At 59.3% G+C, this 14,896-nt stretch carries 15 protein-coding genes; 9 read left to right on the top strand and 6 right to left on the bottom strand.

What is annotated here, in order from left to right:
* Positions 1-13: 13 nt before the first annotated feature.
* Positions 14-445, top strand: a complete 432-nt coding sequence (locus FW796_RS28585) for a hypothetical protein (RefSeq protein ID WP_446440465.1) — start codon at positions 14-16, stop codon at positions 443-445.
* On the opposite strand, the gene FW796_RS28580 is transcribed toward FW796_RS28585, so the two are convergent.
* The 3 genes from FW796_RS28580 to FW796_RS28570 all read right to left on the bottom strand — a co-directional run bounded on the left by FW796_RS28580 (position 440) and on the right by FW796_RS28570 (position 3,677).
* Entirely contained in the window at positions 440-1,099 is a 660-nt protein-coding gene (locus FW796_RS28580; RefSeq protein WP_446440464.1) for an HAD family hydrolase, read from the bottom strand. The two genes, FW796_RS28585 and FW796_RS28580, sit on opposite strands and share 6 nt — an antisense overlap.
* Positions 1,100-1,221: 122 nt before the next feature.
* Positions 1,222-2,406 carry a type VI secretion system tip protein TssI/VgrG gene (gene tssI, locus FW796_RS28575; RefSeq protein ID WP_446440463.1) on the bottom strand — a complete coding sequence of 395 codons (1,185 nt, stop codon included), beginning with the start codon at positions 2,404-2,406 and terminating at the stop codon, positions 1,222-1,224.
* 167 nt (positions 2,407-2,573) lie between these two features.
* The gene (locus FW796_RS28570) at positions 2,574-3,677 is read right to left on the bottom strand and encodes a polyamine ABC transporter substrate-binding protein (RefSeq protein ID WP_346634251.1); all 1,104 of its coding nucleotides are present in this window, start codon (positions 3,675-3,677) and stop codon (positions 2,574-2,576) included.
* A 138-nt stretch (positions 3,678-3,815) separates the two neighbouring features.
* Between FW796_RS28570 and FW796_RS28565 the strand changes: the two genes are divergently transcribed.
* The 3 genes from FW796_RS28565 to FW796_RS28555 all read left to right on the top strand — a co-directional run bounded on the left by FW796_RS28565 (position 3,816) and on the right by FW796_RS28555 (position 5,956).
* Positions 3,816-4,601 carry a response regulator transcription factor gene (locus tag FW796_RS28565; protein WP_346634250.1) on the top strand — a complete coding sequence of 262 codons (786 nt, stop codon included), beginning with the start codon at positions 3,816-3,818 and terminating at the stop codon, positions 4,599-4,601.
* A 133-nt stretch (positions 4,602-4,734) separates the two neighbouring features.
* On the top strand, positions 4,735-5,145 hold the full coding sequence (locus FW796_RS28560) for a hypothetical protein (protein ID WP_446440462.1): 411 nt from the start codon (positions 4,735-4,737) through the stop codon (positions 5,143-5,145).
* Positions 5,146-5,173: 28 nt separating this feature from the next.
* A complete protein-coding gene (locus tag FW796_RS28555) occupies positions 5,174-5,956 on the top strand; it encodes a hypothetical protein (protein ID WP_446440461.1) in 783 nt (260 codons plus the stop codon).
* 577 nt (positions 5,957-6,533) lie between these two features.
* Here the strand turns inward: FW796_RS28555 and FW796_RS28550 are convergent.
* A complete protein-coding gene (locus tag FW796_RS28550; RefSeq protein ID WP_446440460.1) occupies positions 6,534-7,121 on the bottom strand; it encodes a TetR/AcrR family transcriptional regulator in 588 nt (195 codons plus the stop codon).
* A gap of 149 nt (positions 7,122-7,270) precedes the next feature.
* Here FW796_RS28550 and FW796_RS28545 point away from each other — a divergent pair, with 149 nt between their 5' ends.
* The 4 genes from FW796_RS28545 to FW796_RS28530 all read left to right on the top strand — a co-directional run bounded on the left by FW796_RS28545 (position 7,271) and on the right by FW796_RS28530 (position 11,224).
* Complete coding sequence (locus FW796_RS28545) at positions 7,271-8,371, top strand: alkene reductase (protein WP_446440459.1); 1,101 nt, start codon at positions 7,271-7,273, stop codon at positions 8,369-8,371.
* Positions 8,372-8,424: 53 nt separating this feature from the next.
* Entirely contained in the window at positions 8,425-9,213 is a 789-nt protein-coding gene (locus FW796_RS28540; RefSeq protein WP_404936980.1) for an SDR family NAD(P)-dependent oxidoreductase, read from the top strand.
* Positions 9,214-9,288: 75 nt separating this feature from the next.
* A complete protein-coding gene (locus FW796_RS28535) occupies positions 9,289-10,158 on the top strand; it encodes an alpha/beta fold hydrolase (RefSeq protein WP_446440458.1) in 870 nt (289 codons plus the stop codon).
* A 67-nt stretch (positions 10,159-10,225) separates the two neighbouring features.
* Positions 10,226-11,224 (top strand): NADP-dependent oxidoreductase, encoded by a 999-nt coding sequence (locus tag FW796_RS28530; RefSeq protein ID WP_446440457.1) that lies wholly within the window; start codon positions 10,226-10,228, stop codon positions 11,222-11,224.
* 231 nt (positions 11,225-11,455) lie between these two features.
* Here the strand turns inward: FW796_RS28530 and FW796_RS28525 are convergent, their stop codons facing one another.
* Positions 11,456-11,857 (bottom strand): hypothetical protein, encoded by a 402-nt coding sequence (locus FW796_RS28525; protein ID WP_346634242.1) that lies wholly within the window; start codon positions 11,855-11,857, stop codon positions 11,456-11,458.
* A gap of 177 nt (positions 11,858-12,034) precedes the next feature.
* Between FW796_RS28525 and FW796_RS28520 the strand changes: the two genes are divergently transcribed.
* Positions 12,035-14,254, top strand: coding sequence for an OsmC domain/YcaO domain-containing protein (locus FW796_RS28520; protein WP_446440456.1), 2,220 nt, complete (start codon positions 12,035-12,037; stop codon positions 14,252-14,254).
* A gap of 144 nt (positions 14,255-14,398) precedes the next feature.
* Here the strand turns inward: FW796_RS28520 and FW796_RS28515 are convergent, their stop codons facing one another.
* Complete coding sequence (locus tag FW796_RS28515; protein WP_346634240.1) at positions 14,399-14,785, bottom strand: hypothetical protein; 387 nt, start codon at positions 14,783-14,785, stop codon at positions 14,399-14,401.
* Between the last annotated feature and the right edge of the window lie 111 nt (positions 14,786-14,896).

The following is a 14,896-nucleotide window of genomic DNA, read 5'->3' as shown; positions in this document are numbered from 1 at the left end:
CCGGAAGCCCATCATGAAGTTCACCTCAGCCGGCCAAATCATCGACCCACGAACCGTTGGCTATCGCAGCCTGGGCTTCGGCGAGACACCCACGATCCCGGTAACACTCTATGAACTGCGCATCCACCACGGCGATCTGCCGCAACGCTTTCTTGAATGCGCGGACACCTTTGCCGCCGAATGCAAAACCGACGACATCGACCAGGGTTTTGTCGACATCCCGGAACTTGCAGAGCTGGGCTACCCAAGCTTCAGGACGCTGTTGAAGGAGCATCCCGATCTGGCGGCGCGCCTGGTCCAGGACTACCTGTACTTCGAGTTGTTCTTTTCGCTGTTCCCGCATTCCAGCGGCCTTAAAGTCGTTATCAACAGCCTCACCCGCGTCTGCTCCAAAGAAGGCGTCATCCTGCTGACGGGCGAGACCTACGCAGCCAGAAACTCATGAAAATGCCCTGGCGTCAGGATCGAGCCAGGGAATCAAGCCAATGATGTCAAACAACGAATCACTATCGAGTGTGATCCGGGCCTTCTCTCTGGCGGCTTGATGCGCGTTCAGGGCAATGGAATAGCCCACCGCCTCAAACAGTGGAATATCCGACACCGAGTCACCAATGTGAAAAACCTGCGACAGGTCCACCCCTAGCGACTGGCACATTGAACCCACGAATACCGGCTTGTCGTACTCGGTGAAATGCGCTTCAACCTCTCCGGTGAAAACGCCCATGGGGTCGGTTTTCAGTACCGGCCCGCTAGAGCCGATAAACCCGTAGCGCTGGGCAAAATAGTCACCCACACACTGCCAGGCCAGGGTGCAGATCACCGAGGGGATGCCATGGGCTGCAAGCCAATCGGTGGTTTTCCTGATATCGCGTATGACTGGAATATCATTGAGCATGCGGGCGATGTCGGCCTGGCCAAGGCCCCGGTAATACAAGCCATCGACCCGGGCCACTTCGATATTACTGACCTCGCCCGCCTGGTAGCCGTCCTCCAGCGTGCGCATGACATCGCCATGGCCGATTTTTTGCGCCAGATGCAGGCCGGTACTGCTCCGGGCCAAGGTCCCATCCAGATCAAAGCAGGCAAGCTTCCAGGTCAAGGGTTGTGACTCCTTTCAAACAGGGTTGTGGTGTTGCAGAACAACACCCAACTCTATCGACAGCGATGGCCCTGAAGATAGAGTCTGAACAAGGCCTACGCTTCGAGACCAAGGCTCGGTTATCAGCCGCAACACAGGCAACCGCTGATCAGCGGTTGATCGGGGTCGTTTTCAAGAAACGCGACCTTGACCTCCACCCCGGGTCGCAGCGGTGTCACTTCACAGCGCCAGTTGGCAGTGCCGGCCAGCCAACAACTGCTCTTGTCGTCAAACCGACCTTCGCGGTCCCAGGGAAACTTGACCTTGACCCTTTCGACACGCCGATCAGGCGGGTTCGCCTGGTCTTCCAGCGCGATGACCAGCGCCGTCTGGTTGCCCGGCGCCAGAGGTTTCTCATGAGCCAAAGGCGGGCGATAGCAAAGGTCCAACGCAAGCGCGGTGAAACGGTTGCGATACCCCTGACGCAGTTGATCCTGGTTGTCAGTGCTGACATTGGCGACGCTCTGCCCCGAAACCTGTGCTTGCTTGCCTTCATGGATGACCTGAGTCAGTAGCCACAGTTCGCCACTCCGGCCCGAGGTTTCCAGTACATGGCCACTGAGCAACCCGCTCTGCTCCCCTTGCCCTGCAACCGCGCGCTGCTGCAGGGCTCGCAGGCTTGTCTGCTTGTCGTGACGAGTCGGTAACTCGTTGGCGGGCCTAGCGCGCTCTGGTGCAAAAGCCGTGGCTTGCCCAATCGGCGGAAAAGCCGCCCGGTTGTCGCCAAAGACCAACACATGGCCTTGCGCAGAGTGCTGGAAGTGGAAGTGAATACCCTCCTCCTCGCACAAGCGCTGAATAAAGTGCAAGTCCGTTTCATCGTACTGGGTACAACAGTCACGCTCGGGATAGGTCGAAGCCAGCTCGAACCTGTAGGCGTCGCCGAGGATTCCATGCTCTTCGAGGATCAAGGCGACGATGTTCGGCACCGAGAACTGTTGATAGATCCGCTGATTGATGCGGTGACGCAAGTAGGACAAGTGCGGTACCAGGGCCAGATTGTAGTGCGTCAAACCCTGAGCGTTACTGCCTTGAGCCATGTGATAGATGCGTCCATGAACGCCGTTGCCCTTCATGTCGAAAGCCAGAAAAGCCTCCCTGTCGAAGAGGCTTTGCAGGTCCAGATCCGGCCGCTCGCACACACACTCCACATTGAAGAAATAAGGCTTGCTGATCGCCTCTTCTCCAGTAAATGCGAGCACTTGAAAGTCGTGCTCAAAACCGTCGATGGTCAAACTGAAGTGCGTTTGATTGGCTGGGCTGAACATCCACTGTGCTCCTCTTGCATCAGGTGTTGAATGGACGCAGGCGCATACCGCCCTGCGGAAAGAAACGGATTCCGCAAGGCGAGTACATTTCACCGAATGTTTTAAACAATGAGCCCGCACTCACCACAACGACGTGTATGAAGCAGCAGGCGAAAGGTCAAACCCGATCAGATACTGCTCTTGACCTTGGTCCAGACCCGCGTGCGGATACGTTCCAGTTTCAATGGCAGCGGCTCAAGCGGAACCAGTGTCGCGACAGTTGCCTTGTCTGGATAAATCCACGGATTATCGCGCAACTTCTGCTGGACAAACTCAGTGGCATCTTTGTTGGCATTAGGATACAGCGTGTGATTTGACGTCTTGGCAATCACTTCCGGCCGCATCATGTAGTTGATAAACGCCAGGCCTTCCTTTGGGTGGGGGGCGTCTTTTAGCAGCACCAGATTCTCCGACCAGACCAACGCGCCTTCGCGAGGCAGGCTGTAGTTGATCGTGCGTCCGGTATTGGCACTCTCGTTGGCAGCCTGCGCCGCCAGGGCGCCATTAGCCCAGCCCACAACAACACAAATGTTGCCGCCCGCCAGGTCCGTATCGATTTTCGACGAGTCGAAATAAACGATATAAGGCCGGATCTTCAACAGCAGTTCCTGGGCTTTCTGGTAATCATCCGGGTTCTTGCTATTGCTGGGGAGCCCCAGGTAATTCAAGGCAATCGAGATGATCTCGCTGGGCGAGTCGAGCATCGCCACGCCACAGGACTGTAGCTTGCTGATGTTCTCTTCCTTGAAGATCAAGTCCCAACTATTGACCGGCGCATTATCACCCAGTGCCGCTTTGACTTTATCAACGTCATAGCCAATGCCGGTGGTGCCCCACAAGTAGGGCACAGCGTAGCGATTGCCAGGGTCATTGACCGCCAGTTGGGCGAGGATGTCAGGGTCGACGTGGGACAGGTTACTCAGCTGGGCAGGGTCCAACGGCTGCAGCACGCCCGCCTTGATCAGGCTGGGCAACACATTGGAGGTTGCCACCACCACGTCATAGCCCGTGCGCCCGGCCATGACCTTGCTCTGCATGATCTCGGCGCTGTCGAAGGCATCCATGTGAATCCGGGTGCCCGTGGCCTGTTCAAACTCTTTTGGGGTCTCCGGCGCGAGCAGCCCGAACCAGTTGTACAGGTACATCCCAGGCTCTACTGCCACCGCGGATGTACTGATCCCGGCACAGAGCAGCGCGACCGAAAAAACGGTTCGCAAAGGTAATTTTCTCATGCAACATCCTTGTCTAGACGACGTGCCCTCATGGCTGTCGTAAACCCTGAAGGCGAATATACCGAGCCTTGATCAATAGTAAATACCTACGATTACTTACCCTTGACCCACAAATCCCTAACCCTAAAGGGGTAGAAAATGCCACTCGACCTGCATAGCCTGGCTTGGCACCGCTCGATTGGAAAACTGATCATGCAGTTGAACCGCCCAGACTTCTGGAGCTCGCTTATTCGCACACTCAATGAATATGTGCAGATCGATAACTGGGTAGTCCTGATCTTCAGCAATCAACAGGTGCAAGTGGTCAGCCTTCCCGAAGTAGCCGATGTGGAAGAGGTGGATGCGTTCATTCATCTCTATGTAAAGGGGCTTTATCTGCTCGACCCGTTTTATATCGCCAATCGAGAAAAACCGCAGAGCGGTTTCTTCCACTTGCTGGATATTGCACCGGAGTACTTTCTGGAAACCGAGTACTACCACAAGTACTTTGCGCAATATATTTCTGTCGATGAAGTCCAGTACAACATCCAGCTCGATGCCGACAGAACCCTGTGCATCTCCATTGGCAGCGGCGTCCACTTCAATCAGGAACAAATTACGATGCTCGACCTGATCAAGCCATGGGTCACTGCCTTGATGCATCAGCGCATGTGCTTTGAGACGGATGTAGAGAAAAGCCTCAGCGCCCCGCCTCAATGGCCCGAAACGGTCAGCCAGCTTGGCACGCAAATAACAACCCGCGAAAGCGATGTACTCAGGCTGTTGCTCAGTGGTTTTTCCAACAAGGAGATCGCTGGCAAACTTTCACTCTCGGCAGAAACGATAAAGGTTCATCGTCGCAACATTTACGCCAAGCTGAACATCAAGTCCCAATCCGAACTCTTCGCTCGATTCTTCATGCCCAAACAGGACGTTCTCTCTTGACGCTATCGACCTCGATGACGATCCTTCCCGGGAAGCCGTAAACAAACCACTGCTTAGCCTGGATGCCTCACGAACCGCGCATCCAATCAGCAACACCCTCCAAGCCCCTCTCAACACGGATGTCGAACACCCCATGTTTAAAGCCATTCTCTTCGGCCTGCTCTCCTGCGTCCTGGTGCTGCCTGTGTTCGGGCTGGCCATTTCACAGTTTCTCCCTCCTGCGTTCGTTGCCCTTGGCGAACCGGGTTGGAGACAACAGCACGATCAACTGGTCAGCATCAATACCGTTCAGTGGCTGACGGTGCTTGGCTGGACCGTCACGGCGGGCGTTGGGGGATTTGTCAGCACCCGGACCCAGGCGACCCGCACCTTGCGTCCTGCCATCTGGGTCGGGGTCATCATCCTGCTGGTCTGGGGCATTCCCGTGGGGATCTTCTCCTTAAGCCAAATAAGCTGGGTGCATCTCACCTGCTGCCTGGCCATCATGCCGGCGGTGCTAGCGGGAGGTGCGCTGGCGCGCAAAAAAGCTGAATCATTCGTCTGAACATCAACAGTGAACAGGTAGCCCTTCGATGGATATCCAATTTCGCGGTAACGCAATGCCTGGCAACCCCGCTGCCGGCACCTGCGATGAGTACAGCCTGAGCGGCATTTCCAGCCTGGACGAGCTGATCGACGCCTACCGCCAGATCGCCGACAACCACCCAGGCTTCAGGCCCTTGCTCTCGCTGGATGACCTGCCCCAGGCCCGCTACACCTCCGGCCATGCACGCAACAACCTGGGGCTGGACGATGCCTCGGAACAGGACATCGCCCAGTTACCTGCAGAGTGCTTCGAACAGGGCGAATACCTGGGCTATCCCACCACCAAAGCCGAGTTCCCGATCTGCTTGCGCAACTTCACCGATCTGGTGGCCGGTAGCTCGTTCGAAGACGCGTGCGCCCACGGACTGACCCTTGACCAGCCCGCCCTGCAGGAATGGATGGACTATCAGGACAACCCGGTTTCACTGCTCGACCAGCCCCTCTCGGCACTCCTGGTTCCGGTCGAGCATGCCTGCCAGGCCCTGGCTGCCTTTCCCAACGGCTATTTCAGTTGCGACCTGGGCCCTGCGCAGAACTTCGCGGTGGCCCGCCATTTCGCCCAGGCCCACGGTTATGAATTGATGGGGGTTGGCGCGTCTTACCTCGGTTTCCTGCGTGCAGTGCCTGCCGACCTGAGCGTCGCCAACGCAGTGGCGAGCGATTTTTGTGCGCTCTACAACACCCCTGAGGAGAACAAGCAAACGGTGATTTCTGCAGTCGTCCCAGCGATCTGCAACCGGACACATCTGTGGCTGCGTTACGTGGAATGACGCTCGGAGAAAGGGCACTGCCAGCATGAAGAACTCCTCCAGCGGTTGCAGCACATCCCCGGCTGAGTTTTTTTCCGAGGCTATTTCTGCATGCAGCGCAGTGCCGGTGAGCCGAACCAGAACACAGCCCGGCCGGCCGCTTGGGCATGACAGGATGGTCAGCGTCAGCTCATCCTTTTGACTTATTTCTGCGGGCATTGACGCTCCGTTGTCGCCTATCAGAAGCACGATCTTACTTAAGCAAACACTTAAAACTCAGAGGCTGGTTTTAGTCAGTACTTTTTTGTCATAGAGATTTTTTAGCTAAGGAAGGATCCAGGTATGTCAGACATGTGCGGTATATGCGGTCGAAAACTGGGCCTCAAAGACGATCCGCTTTCGGTCGATTGTGGCGGTGACTGCTGGGGTTGCATTGGCCCCATTGAGGCTGATCTTGGAAATGCCGAATCGTCAGTCAAGGTGAAGGAAGAATTTGACACGGGTGTGCGCCCAGGCAGATCCGAGACACGTTTCAATTCATAATTGACGCCGACGTGCGCTCAACGACCGCAAGCGCACAACCCTGGCATGCCCCCCTTTATGCCGGCTTGCCTTTATCAACCGGCAACGACGCAAACATCTCAGCGCGGCACACCTCAAGAATCTCATCCGCCAGCGCTGAATCATCCGGGCAGGCACGCGACAACATAATCGCACCGACCGCTCGCGACAGCAGGTCGATCATTTTCCGTCGGCCCTCCCCCGGAGCGGCATCCGGCCTGGTCGGGTATTTGTCCCCCAGGGTTTGCAGGGTGTGCTCGACCCCTTCGGCAAACGTCGCTTTCACATCCTCCGATTGGCGCGCCGCATCGCCACACAACGCGGCCATGGTGCAACCGCTGCCACGTCCGTCGCGATGTTCTCTGCTCACATAGACGTCGATGAAGCCAGGAACATCCAGCGCTTGCGCGCCCGCCAGCGACTTGGCAAGGCTGCAGGCCGAGGCTTCGGCCATGAGGTCGGCCTTCGAGCCGAAATGCTTGTAGAAACCTCCGTGGGTGAAACCGGCCGCCGCCATCAGATCCGACACACCGACACCGTCGAAGCCGCGCTCACGGAACAATTCAGAGGCCGTTTCAACGATGTGCTCTCGATTGGCCTGCGCCTGGGCCTTGCTCACTCTCACGTGCAATACCTCATGTTGATTGGGAAATCATGGTCCCAATCATACATAGATGTCGACCATAATCAAAACCGTTGACAGTTTAGATTTCGATCATCATCCTAATTGCACGCACCACCGACCTCCACCACCAGGCACGGAAGAGACACCAGATGACCGATCAGAATCTGTTCACCCCTTACACCCTTGGCACCCTCGCGCTGGCGAACCGCATCGTCCTCGCGCCACTGACCCGCAACCGCGCCGGCGCAGGCTTTGTTCCCAGCGAATTCGCCGCCACCTATTACAGCCAACGCGCTAGCGCAGGCTTGCTGATCAGCGAAGCCACGCAGATTTCCCAACAGGGCCAGGGCTATCAGGACACCCCCGGGATCTACACCCAGGCGCAGATTGATGGCTGGCGCACGGTGACCGACGCGGTGCATGCCAAGGGCGGCAAGATCTTTGTGCAACTGTGGCATGTCGGCCGCGTATCCCACGTTGATCTGCAAGAAAACGGCGCCGCCCCCGTGGCTCCTTCCGCGCTGCGCGCGGCCACCAAGGTGTTCGTCAATAACCGCTTTGAGGACGTCTCCGAGCCCCGCGCGCTGGACATCAGCGAACTGCCGGGGATCGTCGCCGATTTCCGCCAGGCCGCGGCAAACGCCATTGCCGCCGGCTTCGACGGCGTGGAAATTCACGGCGCGAACGGCTACTTGCTGGATCAGTTCCTCAAGGACAGCGCCAACGTGCGCACCGATGCTTACGGCGGCTCGATTGAAAACCGTGCGCGGCTGTTGCTCGAAGTCAGCGCAGCCGTGGTCAATGAAATCGGCGCGGCTCGCACCGGGGTGCGCTTGTCACCGGTGTCGCCGGCCAACGGTGTTTCCAGCAGCGACCCGCAGGCGCAATTCGATTACGTCGTCGATCAGCTCGACGCCCTCGGCGTCGTTTACCTGCACATGGTCGAAGGCGCTACCGGTGGCCCGCGCGACGTGGCGCCATTGGATTTCGCCGCCCTGCGCCAGCGCTTCAAAAACACCTACATCGCCAACAACGGCTATGACCTGGAGCTGGCGACCTCGCGGCTCGCCGAAGACCAGGCCGATCTGATCGCCTTCGGTCGCCCGTTCATTGGCAACCCGGATCTGGTGGAGCGCCTGCAAAGCGGCGCGCCGCTGTCCGCCTTCAATCCCGCCACCCTCTACGGCGGCGGTGCGGCGGGCTACATCGACTACCCAACGCTGGTTGAAGCAAGCGCCAGCGCAAGCTGAGCAGTCCGATTCACGCTGTCTGTTCCCCCTCATTCTGAAAGAGAGATGACCCCATGAACCCTCGCCCTACCGTTCTTATCACTGGCGCCTCCACTGGCATCGGCGCCGTCTACGCCGAGCGCTTCGCGCAACGTGGCCACGATCTGGTCCTGGTCGCCCGCGACCGGGCACGCCTGGACGCACTTGCCGCCCGCTTGCACAGCGAACACCGGGTCGCCGTCGATGTCATGAAGGCGGACTTGACCCAACTCAACGACCTGACAACCGTTGAAAGCCGCCTGCGCGATGACGCCCGTATCGGCATTCTCATCAATAACGCCGGCGCCGCGCTATCCGGCAACTTCATCGAGCAAAGCACCGACAGCGTTGCGCAGCTGGTTGCCCTTAACACCACGGCACTGGTGCGGCTCGCCAGCGCCATCGCTCCACGTCTGGCCAAAGCCGGCGATGGCGCGATCATCAACATCGGTTCGGTGGTAGGTCTGGCACCGGAATTCGGCATGTCGGTCTACGGTGCGACCAAGGCCTTTGTGCTGTTTCTGTCCCAGGGCCTGAGCCTGGAGCTTTCACCCCTTGGGGTGTACGTGCAGGCCGTGCTGCCGGCCGCCACCCGCACGGAAATCTGGGATCGCTCCGGCGTCGACATCAACACCCTGGACGAAATCATGGAAGTGGCCGATCTGGTGGACGCCGCGCTACTGGGTTTCGATCGTCGCGAACCGGTGACGATCCCGCCGCTGCAGGAAGCGCAACGCTGGGATGACCTGCAGAGCGCACGTCAGGGCCTGCTGGGGCAAATCCGTCAATCCGAGGTTGCCCAGCGCTACCAGCCCCAACAGTGATCTTTAGGCAGCGAGCGTTCGCGCCGGATTCGCGGCAGGCACTGCGACGAATCCGGCCCGCTGTTCGGAGTAACAATGAATCCAACGCAGACAACCTTCCCCCCGCCTTTGCAGACGTCGTTCATCAACGCGGCGAACCAGTCGATCATGCTCAGGGGCATTCCCTTCGCCTATCGCGATACCGGTCCCGCGGACGGCGTGCCTCTGGTGCTGTTTAACCATTGGGGCGCGGTGCTGGACAACTTCGACCCGGCAATAATCGATGGGCTGGCACAGACCCGGCGGGTCATCACCACCGACTATCGCGGCATCGGCGGCTCGGGTGGAACCGCCCCCCTGACGGTCGGCGAAATGGCGCAAGACGCCATTGAACTGATACAGGCCCTGGGGTTCAAGAGCGTCGATGTACTGGGCTTTTCACTCGGCGGCTTCGTCGCTCAGGACATCGCCCTGAAGGCCCCCGAATTGGTACGCCGCTTGATTCTCACCGGCACCGGACCGGCCGGCGGCACCGCTATCGACAAGGTCGGCTCAGTGACCTGGCCCTTGATGCTCAAAGGCTTGCTGACCTTGCGCGATCCCAAGTTCTACCTGTTCTTTACCTCGACGCCCAATGGTCGTCGAGCCGCCTCGGAGTATCTGCAACGCCTGAAAGCCCGCAGGAAGAATCGCGACAAGGGCCCGACGCCCGGCGCTTTCCTGCGCCAGTTGCAAGCCATCACCGCGTGGGGCAAACAGGCGCCGCAGTATCTCGGGCGCCTGCGGGCGCCGACACTGATCGTCAACGGCGACAACGACATCATGGTGCCCAGCGTCAACTCCCTTGCCCTGGCCAACCGCGTCCCCAACGCACAGCTGGTGATGTATGAGGATGCCGGGCACGGCGGCATTTTTCAGTACCACGCTGACTTCGTGGCCAGGACCCTGGCGTTCCTTGACGACTGAGCCCCATGACAGCCACCCCACCCAAGCACCGCCCACACCTATTCCCACTGACACGAGCCGCACACCGATGAAGGCATTTTCAATTGATCGCTATGGCAAGAACACCGGGCGCATGAGCGAAGTGCCCGTTCCCGAGGTCGGTGCCCACGACGTCTTGATCGAGGTCCACGCCAGCGGCGTCAACGCGCTGGATTCGAAGATCCGCAACGGCGAATTCAAGCTGATCCTGCCCTATGCATTGCCACTGATACTGGGCAATGACCTGGCGGGCGTCGTGGTTGAAGTGGGCTCACAAGTGCAACGTTTCAAGCCCGGAGACGAAGTCTACGCGCGCCCGCCCGAAGCGCGGATCGGGACGTTCGCCCAATGGATCGCCGTGAACGAAAACGCAATTGCCCTGAAACCTGCCAACACCACCATGACGGAGGCCGCGTCGATCCCCTTGGTCGCACTCACCGCCTGGCAAGTGCTGGTGGAAACCGCCCAACTGAAAAAGGGCCAGAAAGTGCTGATCCATGCGGGCGCAGGCGGGGTCGGCACCCTTGCCATCCAGCTTGCCAAACACCTCGGCGCCTTCGTCACGACCACCACCAGCACGGCGAATGTCGAATGGGTCAAAGCCCTGGGCGCCGATCAGGTGATCGACTACAAGCAGCAGAACTTCGAAAGCCTCTTGCATGACTACGACCTGGTGTTGAACAGCCTGGGCACCGACGTACTGGAAAAATCCCTCAAGGTCCTCAAGCCCGGCGGCCAGCTGATTTCCATCTCTGGGCCACCCACTGTGCAGTTCGCCCAGCAGCAAGGGCTGGCCTGGCCGTTGCAGCAGGTCATGCGCCTCTTGAGCTTCGGTATCCGGCGCAAGGCGCGCAAGCTGGACGTCAGCTACGCCTTTGTGTTCATGCGGGCCGATGGCGCCCAGCTGCAACAGATCACCGCGCTGATTGAGGCCGGAATCATCAAGCCCGTGGTTGACCGCACCTTCGCCTTTGAAGCCACGGCACAAGCACTGCAATACGTCGAGCAGGGACGGGCCAAGGGCAAGGTCGTGGTCAGGATCAAATGACGACACCATCTATCGATGACTCAACTAAGGGGGCCGAACCTGAGAACCTTCTGTCGCCTTGGCAGTCATCGCCAGAGCAAAATCCGGCGACGTCAGCTGAGGTGCTGGACAAGCAGGCAAGGCGACCGGAAGTTGTGCCTGTTGAACCGCTAGAGATCGTTTGGCGCAGCTTGATGCTTGAGCAGTAGGGCGAAACAGGGCGAACCCGCCCTCTTTCCCCCAAACATTTGCCTACTGCACGCCGCCAGCTTCTCCAGCACCTACATCCCGCAAAATCCTTTCCAGCTCCGGCCGCGTCCACCGCTCCCAGGGCAGCACATCCTGCACATCACCGCTGTGCCCATACTCCCCCGCATCGAACGCAAGGTAGATGGAAAAGGCCGGCTCAGGCATGTCCGCGTTCAAGGACAGGTCAACGATGTCGCTGAACAAGGTATTCATCACTGCGTCGCAGTCATGAAAGTCGCGACGACCGCTGGTAAAGAGCCGGGCCACGGCAATTGCGAGCTGGTTCAAGAGCTCACGCCGATCGATCTGCAATCCCTCATAAAGAAGATTCAGGTCCTGGCTGGAGCCGTTTTCAATAGTTTCCAACACCTTGTGAAGATCAACCTCACTCAACACTGTGGTCATTGACTCCAATACCTTTTATCCGATTAGCCGACATTAGCATCTGCCAAACGCCCTGTTCACCGGCTCCCGACCGCGGCCCAAGGCCCGTCAGTCCGCCATTGCCAAAAACCGCCCCACTGCCGCGCAAAATCCCGGATAATGCCCGCCATTTTTTGCTTTGTGATGCCGGTGCCCCCCATGGAAATCAAGGTCAACTTTCTCGACAACCTTCGACTTGAAGCCAAGTTCGACGACTTCACGGTGGTGGCCGACCAACCGATCCGCTACAAGGGCGATGGCTCGGCGCCGGGTCCGTTCGACTATTTCCTCGCCTCCTCGGCGCTGTGCGCGGCGTACTTCGTCAAGCTGTACTGCCAGACCCGCAACATCCCCACCGACAATATCCGCCTGTCGCAGAACAACATTGTCGATCCGGAAAACCGCTACAACCAGATCTTCAAGATCCAGGTCGAACTGCCGGCGGACATCTCCGACAAGGACCGCCAAGGCATCCTGCGCTCCATCGACCGCTGCACGGTGAAGAAGGTGGTGCAGACCGGCCCCGAGTTCATCATCGAGGAAGTGGAAAACCTCGACGCCGATGCCCAGGCGCTGTTGATGCCGCAATCGGGCTCCAGCGAAGGCACTTATATTGCTGGCAAGGACCTGCCCCTGGAGCAGACCATCGCCAATATGTCGGCGATCCTCGCGGGCCTGGGGATGAAGATCGAAATCGCTTCGTGGCGCAATATCGTGCCCAACGTCTGGTCGCTGCATATCCGCGATGCGCAGTCGCCGATGTGCTTCACCAACGGCAAGGGCGCCACCAAGGAAGGCGCACTGGCGTCGGCCCTGGGCGAGTTCATCGAGCGCCTGAACTGCAACTTCTTCTACAACGATCAGTTCTGGGGCGAAGAGATCGCCAACGCCGAGTTCGTGCATTACCCGGACGAGCGCTGGTTCCAGCCGGGGCGCAAGGATGAGCTGCCCAAAGAGATCCTCGACGAGAACTGCCTGGCCATCTACAACCCCGATGGCGAGCTGCGCGGCTCCCATCTGTACGATACCAACTCGGGCAATATCGAGCGCGGCATCTGCTGCCTGCCCTATGTGCGCCAGTCCGACGGCGAGGTGGTGTATTTCCCCTCCAACCTGATCGAGAACCTGTACCTGAGCAATGGCATGAGCGCCGGCAACACCCTGGCCGAAGCCCAGGTGCAGTGCCTGTCGGAGATCTTCGAGCGGGCGGTCAAGCGCCAGATTCTCGAAGGCGAACTGGCCCTGCCGGATGTGCCCCAGGAGGTGCTGGCCAAGTACCCGAGCATTCTGGCCGGTATCCAGGGCCTGGAAGAGCAAGGCTTCCCGGTGCTGGTCAAGGATGCGTCCCTGGGCGGTGAATTCCCGGTGATGTGCGTGACCCTGATGAACCCGCGCACCGGTGGCGTGTTTGCTTCGTTCGGTGCTCACCCAAGCTTCGAGGTGGCGCTGGAGCGCAGCCTCACCGAGCTGCTCCAGGGCCGCAGCTTCGAAGGCTTGAACGACCTGCCGCAGCCGACCTTTGAAAGCCAGGCGCTGATGGAGCCGAACAACTTCGTCGAGCACTTCATCGACTCCAGCGGCGTGGTGTCGTGGCGCTTCTTCAGTGCCAAGGCGGACTTCGAATTCGTCGAGTGGGACTTCACCAGCCAAAGCGGCTTCAGCGAAAGGCAACAAGCCAGCGCCGAGGAAGCCGCCACCCTGTTCGGCATCCTCGAAGGCCTGGGCAAGGAAGTCTACATGGCGGTGTACCAGCACCTGGGGGCCACGGCCTGCCGCATCCTGGTGCCGGACTATTCGGAAATCTACCCGGTGGACGACCTGATCTGGGACAACACCAACAAGGCACTGTTCTTCCGTGAAGACATCCTCAACCTGCACAGCCTGGACGAAGATGGTCTGCGCTCACTGCTGGAACGCCTGGAAGAAAGCGAGCTGGACGACTACACCGACATCACCACCCTGATCGGCATCGAGTTCGACGACAACACGGCCTGGGGCCAGTTGACCATCCTCGAACTGAAGCTGCTGCTCCACGTGGCCCTGCAGCAGTTCGATCCGGCCAAGGAGCTGGTGGAGATGTTCCTGCAATACAACGACAACACCGTCGAACGCGGCCTGTTCTATCAGGCCTTGAACGCGGTACTGGAAGTGGAACTGGACGACGAACTGGAGCTGGCGGACTACGAGGGCAACCTGCGGCGCATGTTCGGCAACGAACGGATGGACGCTGTGATCGGCTCGGTGAACGGCAGCGTGCGTTTCTACGGCCTGACCCCGACCAACCTGCAGCTCGAAGGCCTGGACCGCCACCTGCGGCTGATCGACAGCTACAAGAAGCTGCACGCGGCGCGGGCCAAGTGGACCGCAGCCAACCGCTGACACCCCGTCCATGCGCCTCTGGCGGGCGGCCTCGGTAACAGGCGCCCGCCACAATCAACGAGCCAGGCATTGCCTGGCTGTTTTTTGTGCCTCTGCTTGCAGGCTATAGGGACGCTGGTGCGGCAAGTGCCAGCATCAGCGGCGTCAGCGAACCCGCTGCACCAGCAACTGCAACTTGCCGAAGTTGTTGAAGTAGTAGCCCGGCACGTCGTTCGCGCAGCAAAACAGGCGCCCCTGGGTCTCGGCCTCTATCTGGGCATGCCTGCCGATGGCAAACGCCCGTCCCTCGACACTCGCAATCACCCCCACCAGGCAGAACCAAAGTGCCGTAGGTACACGTCGCCGACTCTCGAAATGTCCCTGGGGCCACAGTTTGGTCGGGTAGCCATCGGCATCGGCGTGGATGAACAGGTCCCACCATTTCCCTTCGGCAGTGAGTTGATAGACCCCGCCCTGGATCAGGTCGATCCGGGTGTCATTCCACGGGGCCCGGGCTTGAATGGTTGCACTGGCGGTTTGTCCCACTTCCATGCTGTATCTCCACGGGCCGGTCGGCGAGGTTGCCGCCTTGTCGGCAGTTTCATCGGGGCGCCCGCACAAGCGCCGTGCAGATCAGCCTAGATCAGGCTGCGGGGATTGAAA

The organism is Pseudomonas sp. 910_21 (assembly GCF_052850735.1).
The sequence above is the reverse complement of the archived record's forward strand: the minus strand, read 5'-3'. Positions and strand labels throughout refer to the sequence as shown.

Coding starts and splice junctions, on each gene's coding strand:
- FW796_RS28555 (WP_446440461.1), top strand. CDS start 5,174: ATGGATATCCAATTTCGCGGTAACGCAATGCCTGGCAACCCCGCTGCC.
- FW796_RS28560 (WP_446440462.1), top strand. CDS start 4,735: ATGTTTAAAGCCATTCTCTTCGGCCTGCTCTCCTGCGTCCTGGTGCTG.
- tssI (WP_446440463.1), bottom strand. CDS start 2,406: ATGTTCAGCCCAGCCAATCAAACGCACTTCAGTTTGACCATCGACGGT.
- FW796_RS28545 (WP_446440459.1), top strand. CDS start 7,271: ATGACCGATCAGAATCTGTTCACCCCTTACACCCTTGGCACCCTCGCG.
- FW796_RS28540 (WP_404936980.1), top strand. CDS start 8,425: ATGAACCCTCGCCCTACCGTTCTTATCACTGGCGCCTCCACTGGCATC.
- FW796_RS28565 (WP_346634250.1), top strand. CDS start 3,816: ATGCCACTCGACCTGCATAGCCTGGCTTGGCACCGCTCGATTGGAAAA.
- FW796_RS28585 (WP_446440465.1), top strand. CDS start 14: ATGAAGTTCACCTCAGCCGGCCAAATCATCGACCCACGAACCGTTGGC.
- FW796_RS28570 (WP_346634251.1), bottom strand. CDS start 3,677: ATGAGAAAATTACCTTTGCGAACCGTTTTTTCGGTCGCGCTGCTCTGT.
- FW796_RS28520 (WP_446440456.1), top strand. CDS start 12,035: ATGGAAATCAAGGTCAACTTTCTCGACAACCTTCGACTTGAAGCCAAG.
- FW796_RS28530 (WP_446440457.1), top strand. CDS start 10,226: ATGAAGGCATTTTCAATTGATCGCTATGGCAAGAACACCGGGCGCATG.
- FW796_RS28515 (WP_346634240.1), bottom strand. CDS start 14,785: ATGGAAGTGGGACAAACCGCCAGTGCAACCATTCAAGCCCGGGCCCCG.
- FW796_RS28535 (WP_446440458.1), top strand. CDS start 9,289: ATGAATCCAACGCAGACAACCTTCCCCCCGCCTTTGCAGACGTCGTTC.
- FW796_RS28525 (WP_346634242.1), bottom strand. CDS start 11,857: ATGACCACAGTGTTGAGTGAGGTTGATCTTCACAAGGTGTTGGAAACT.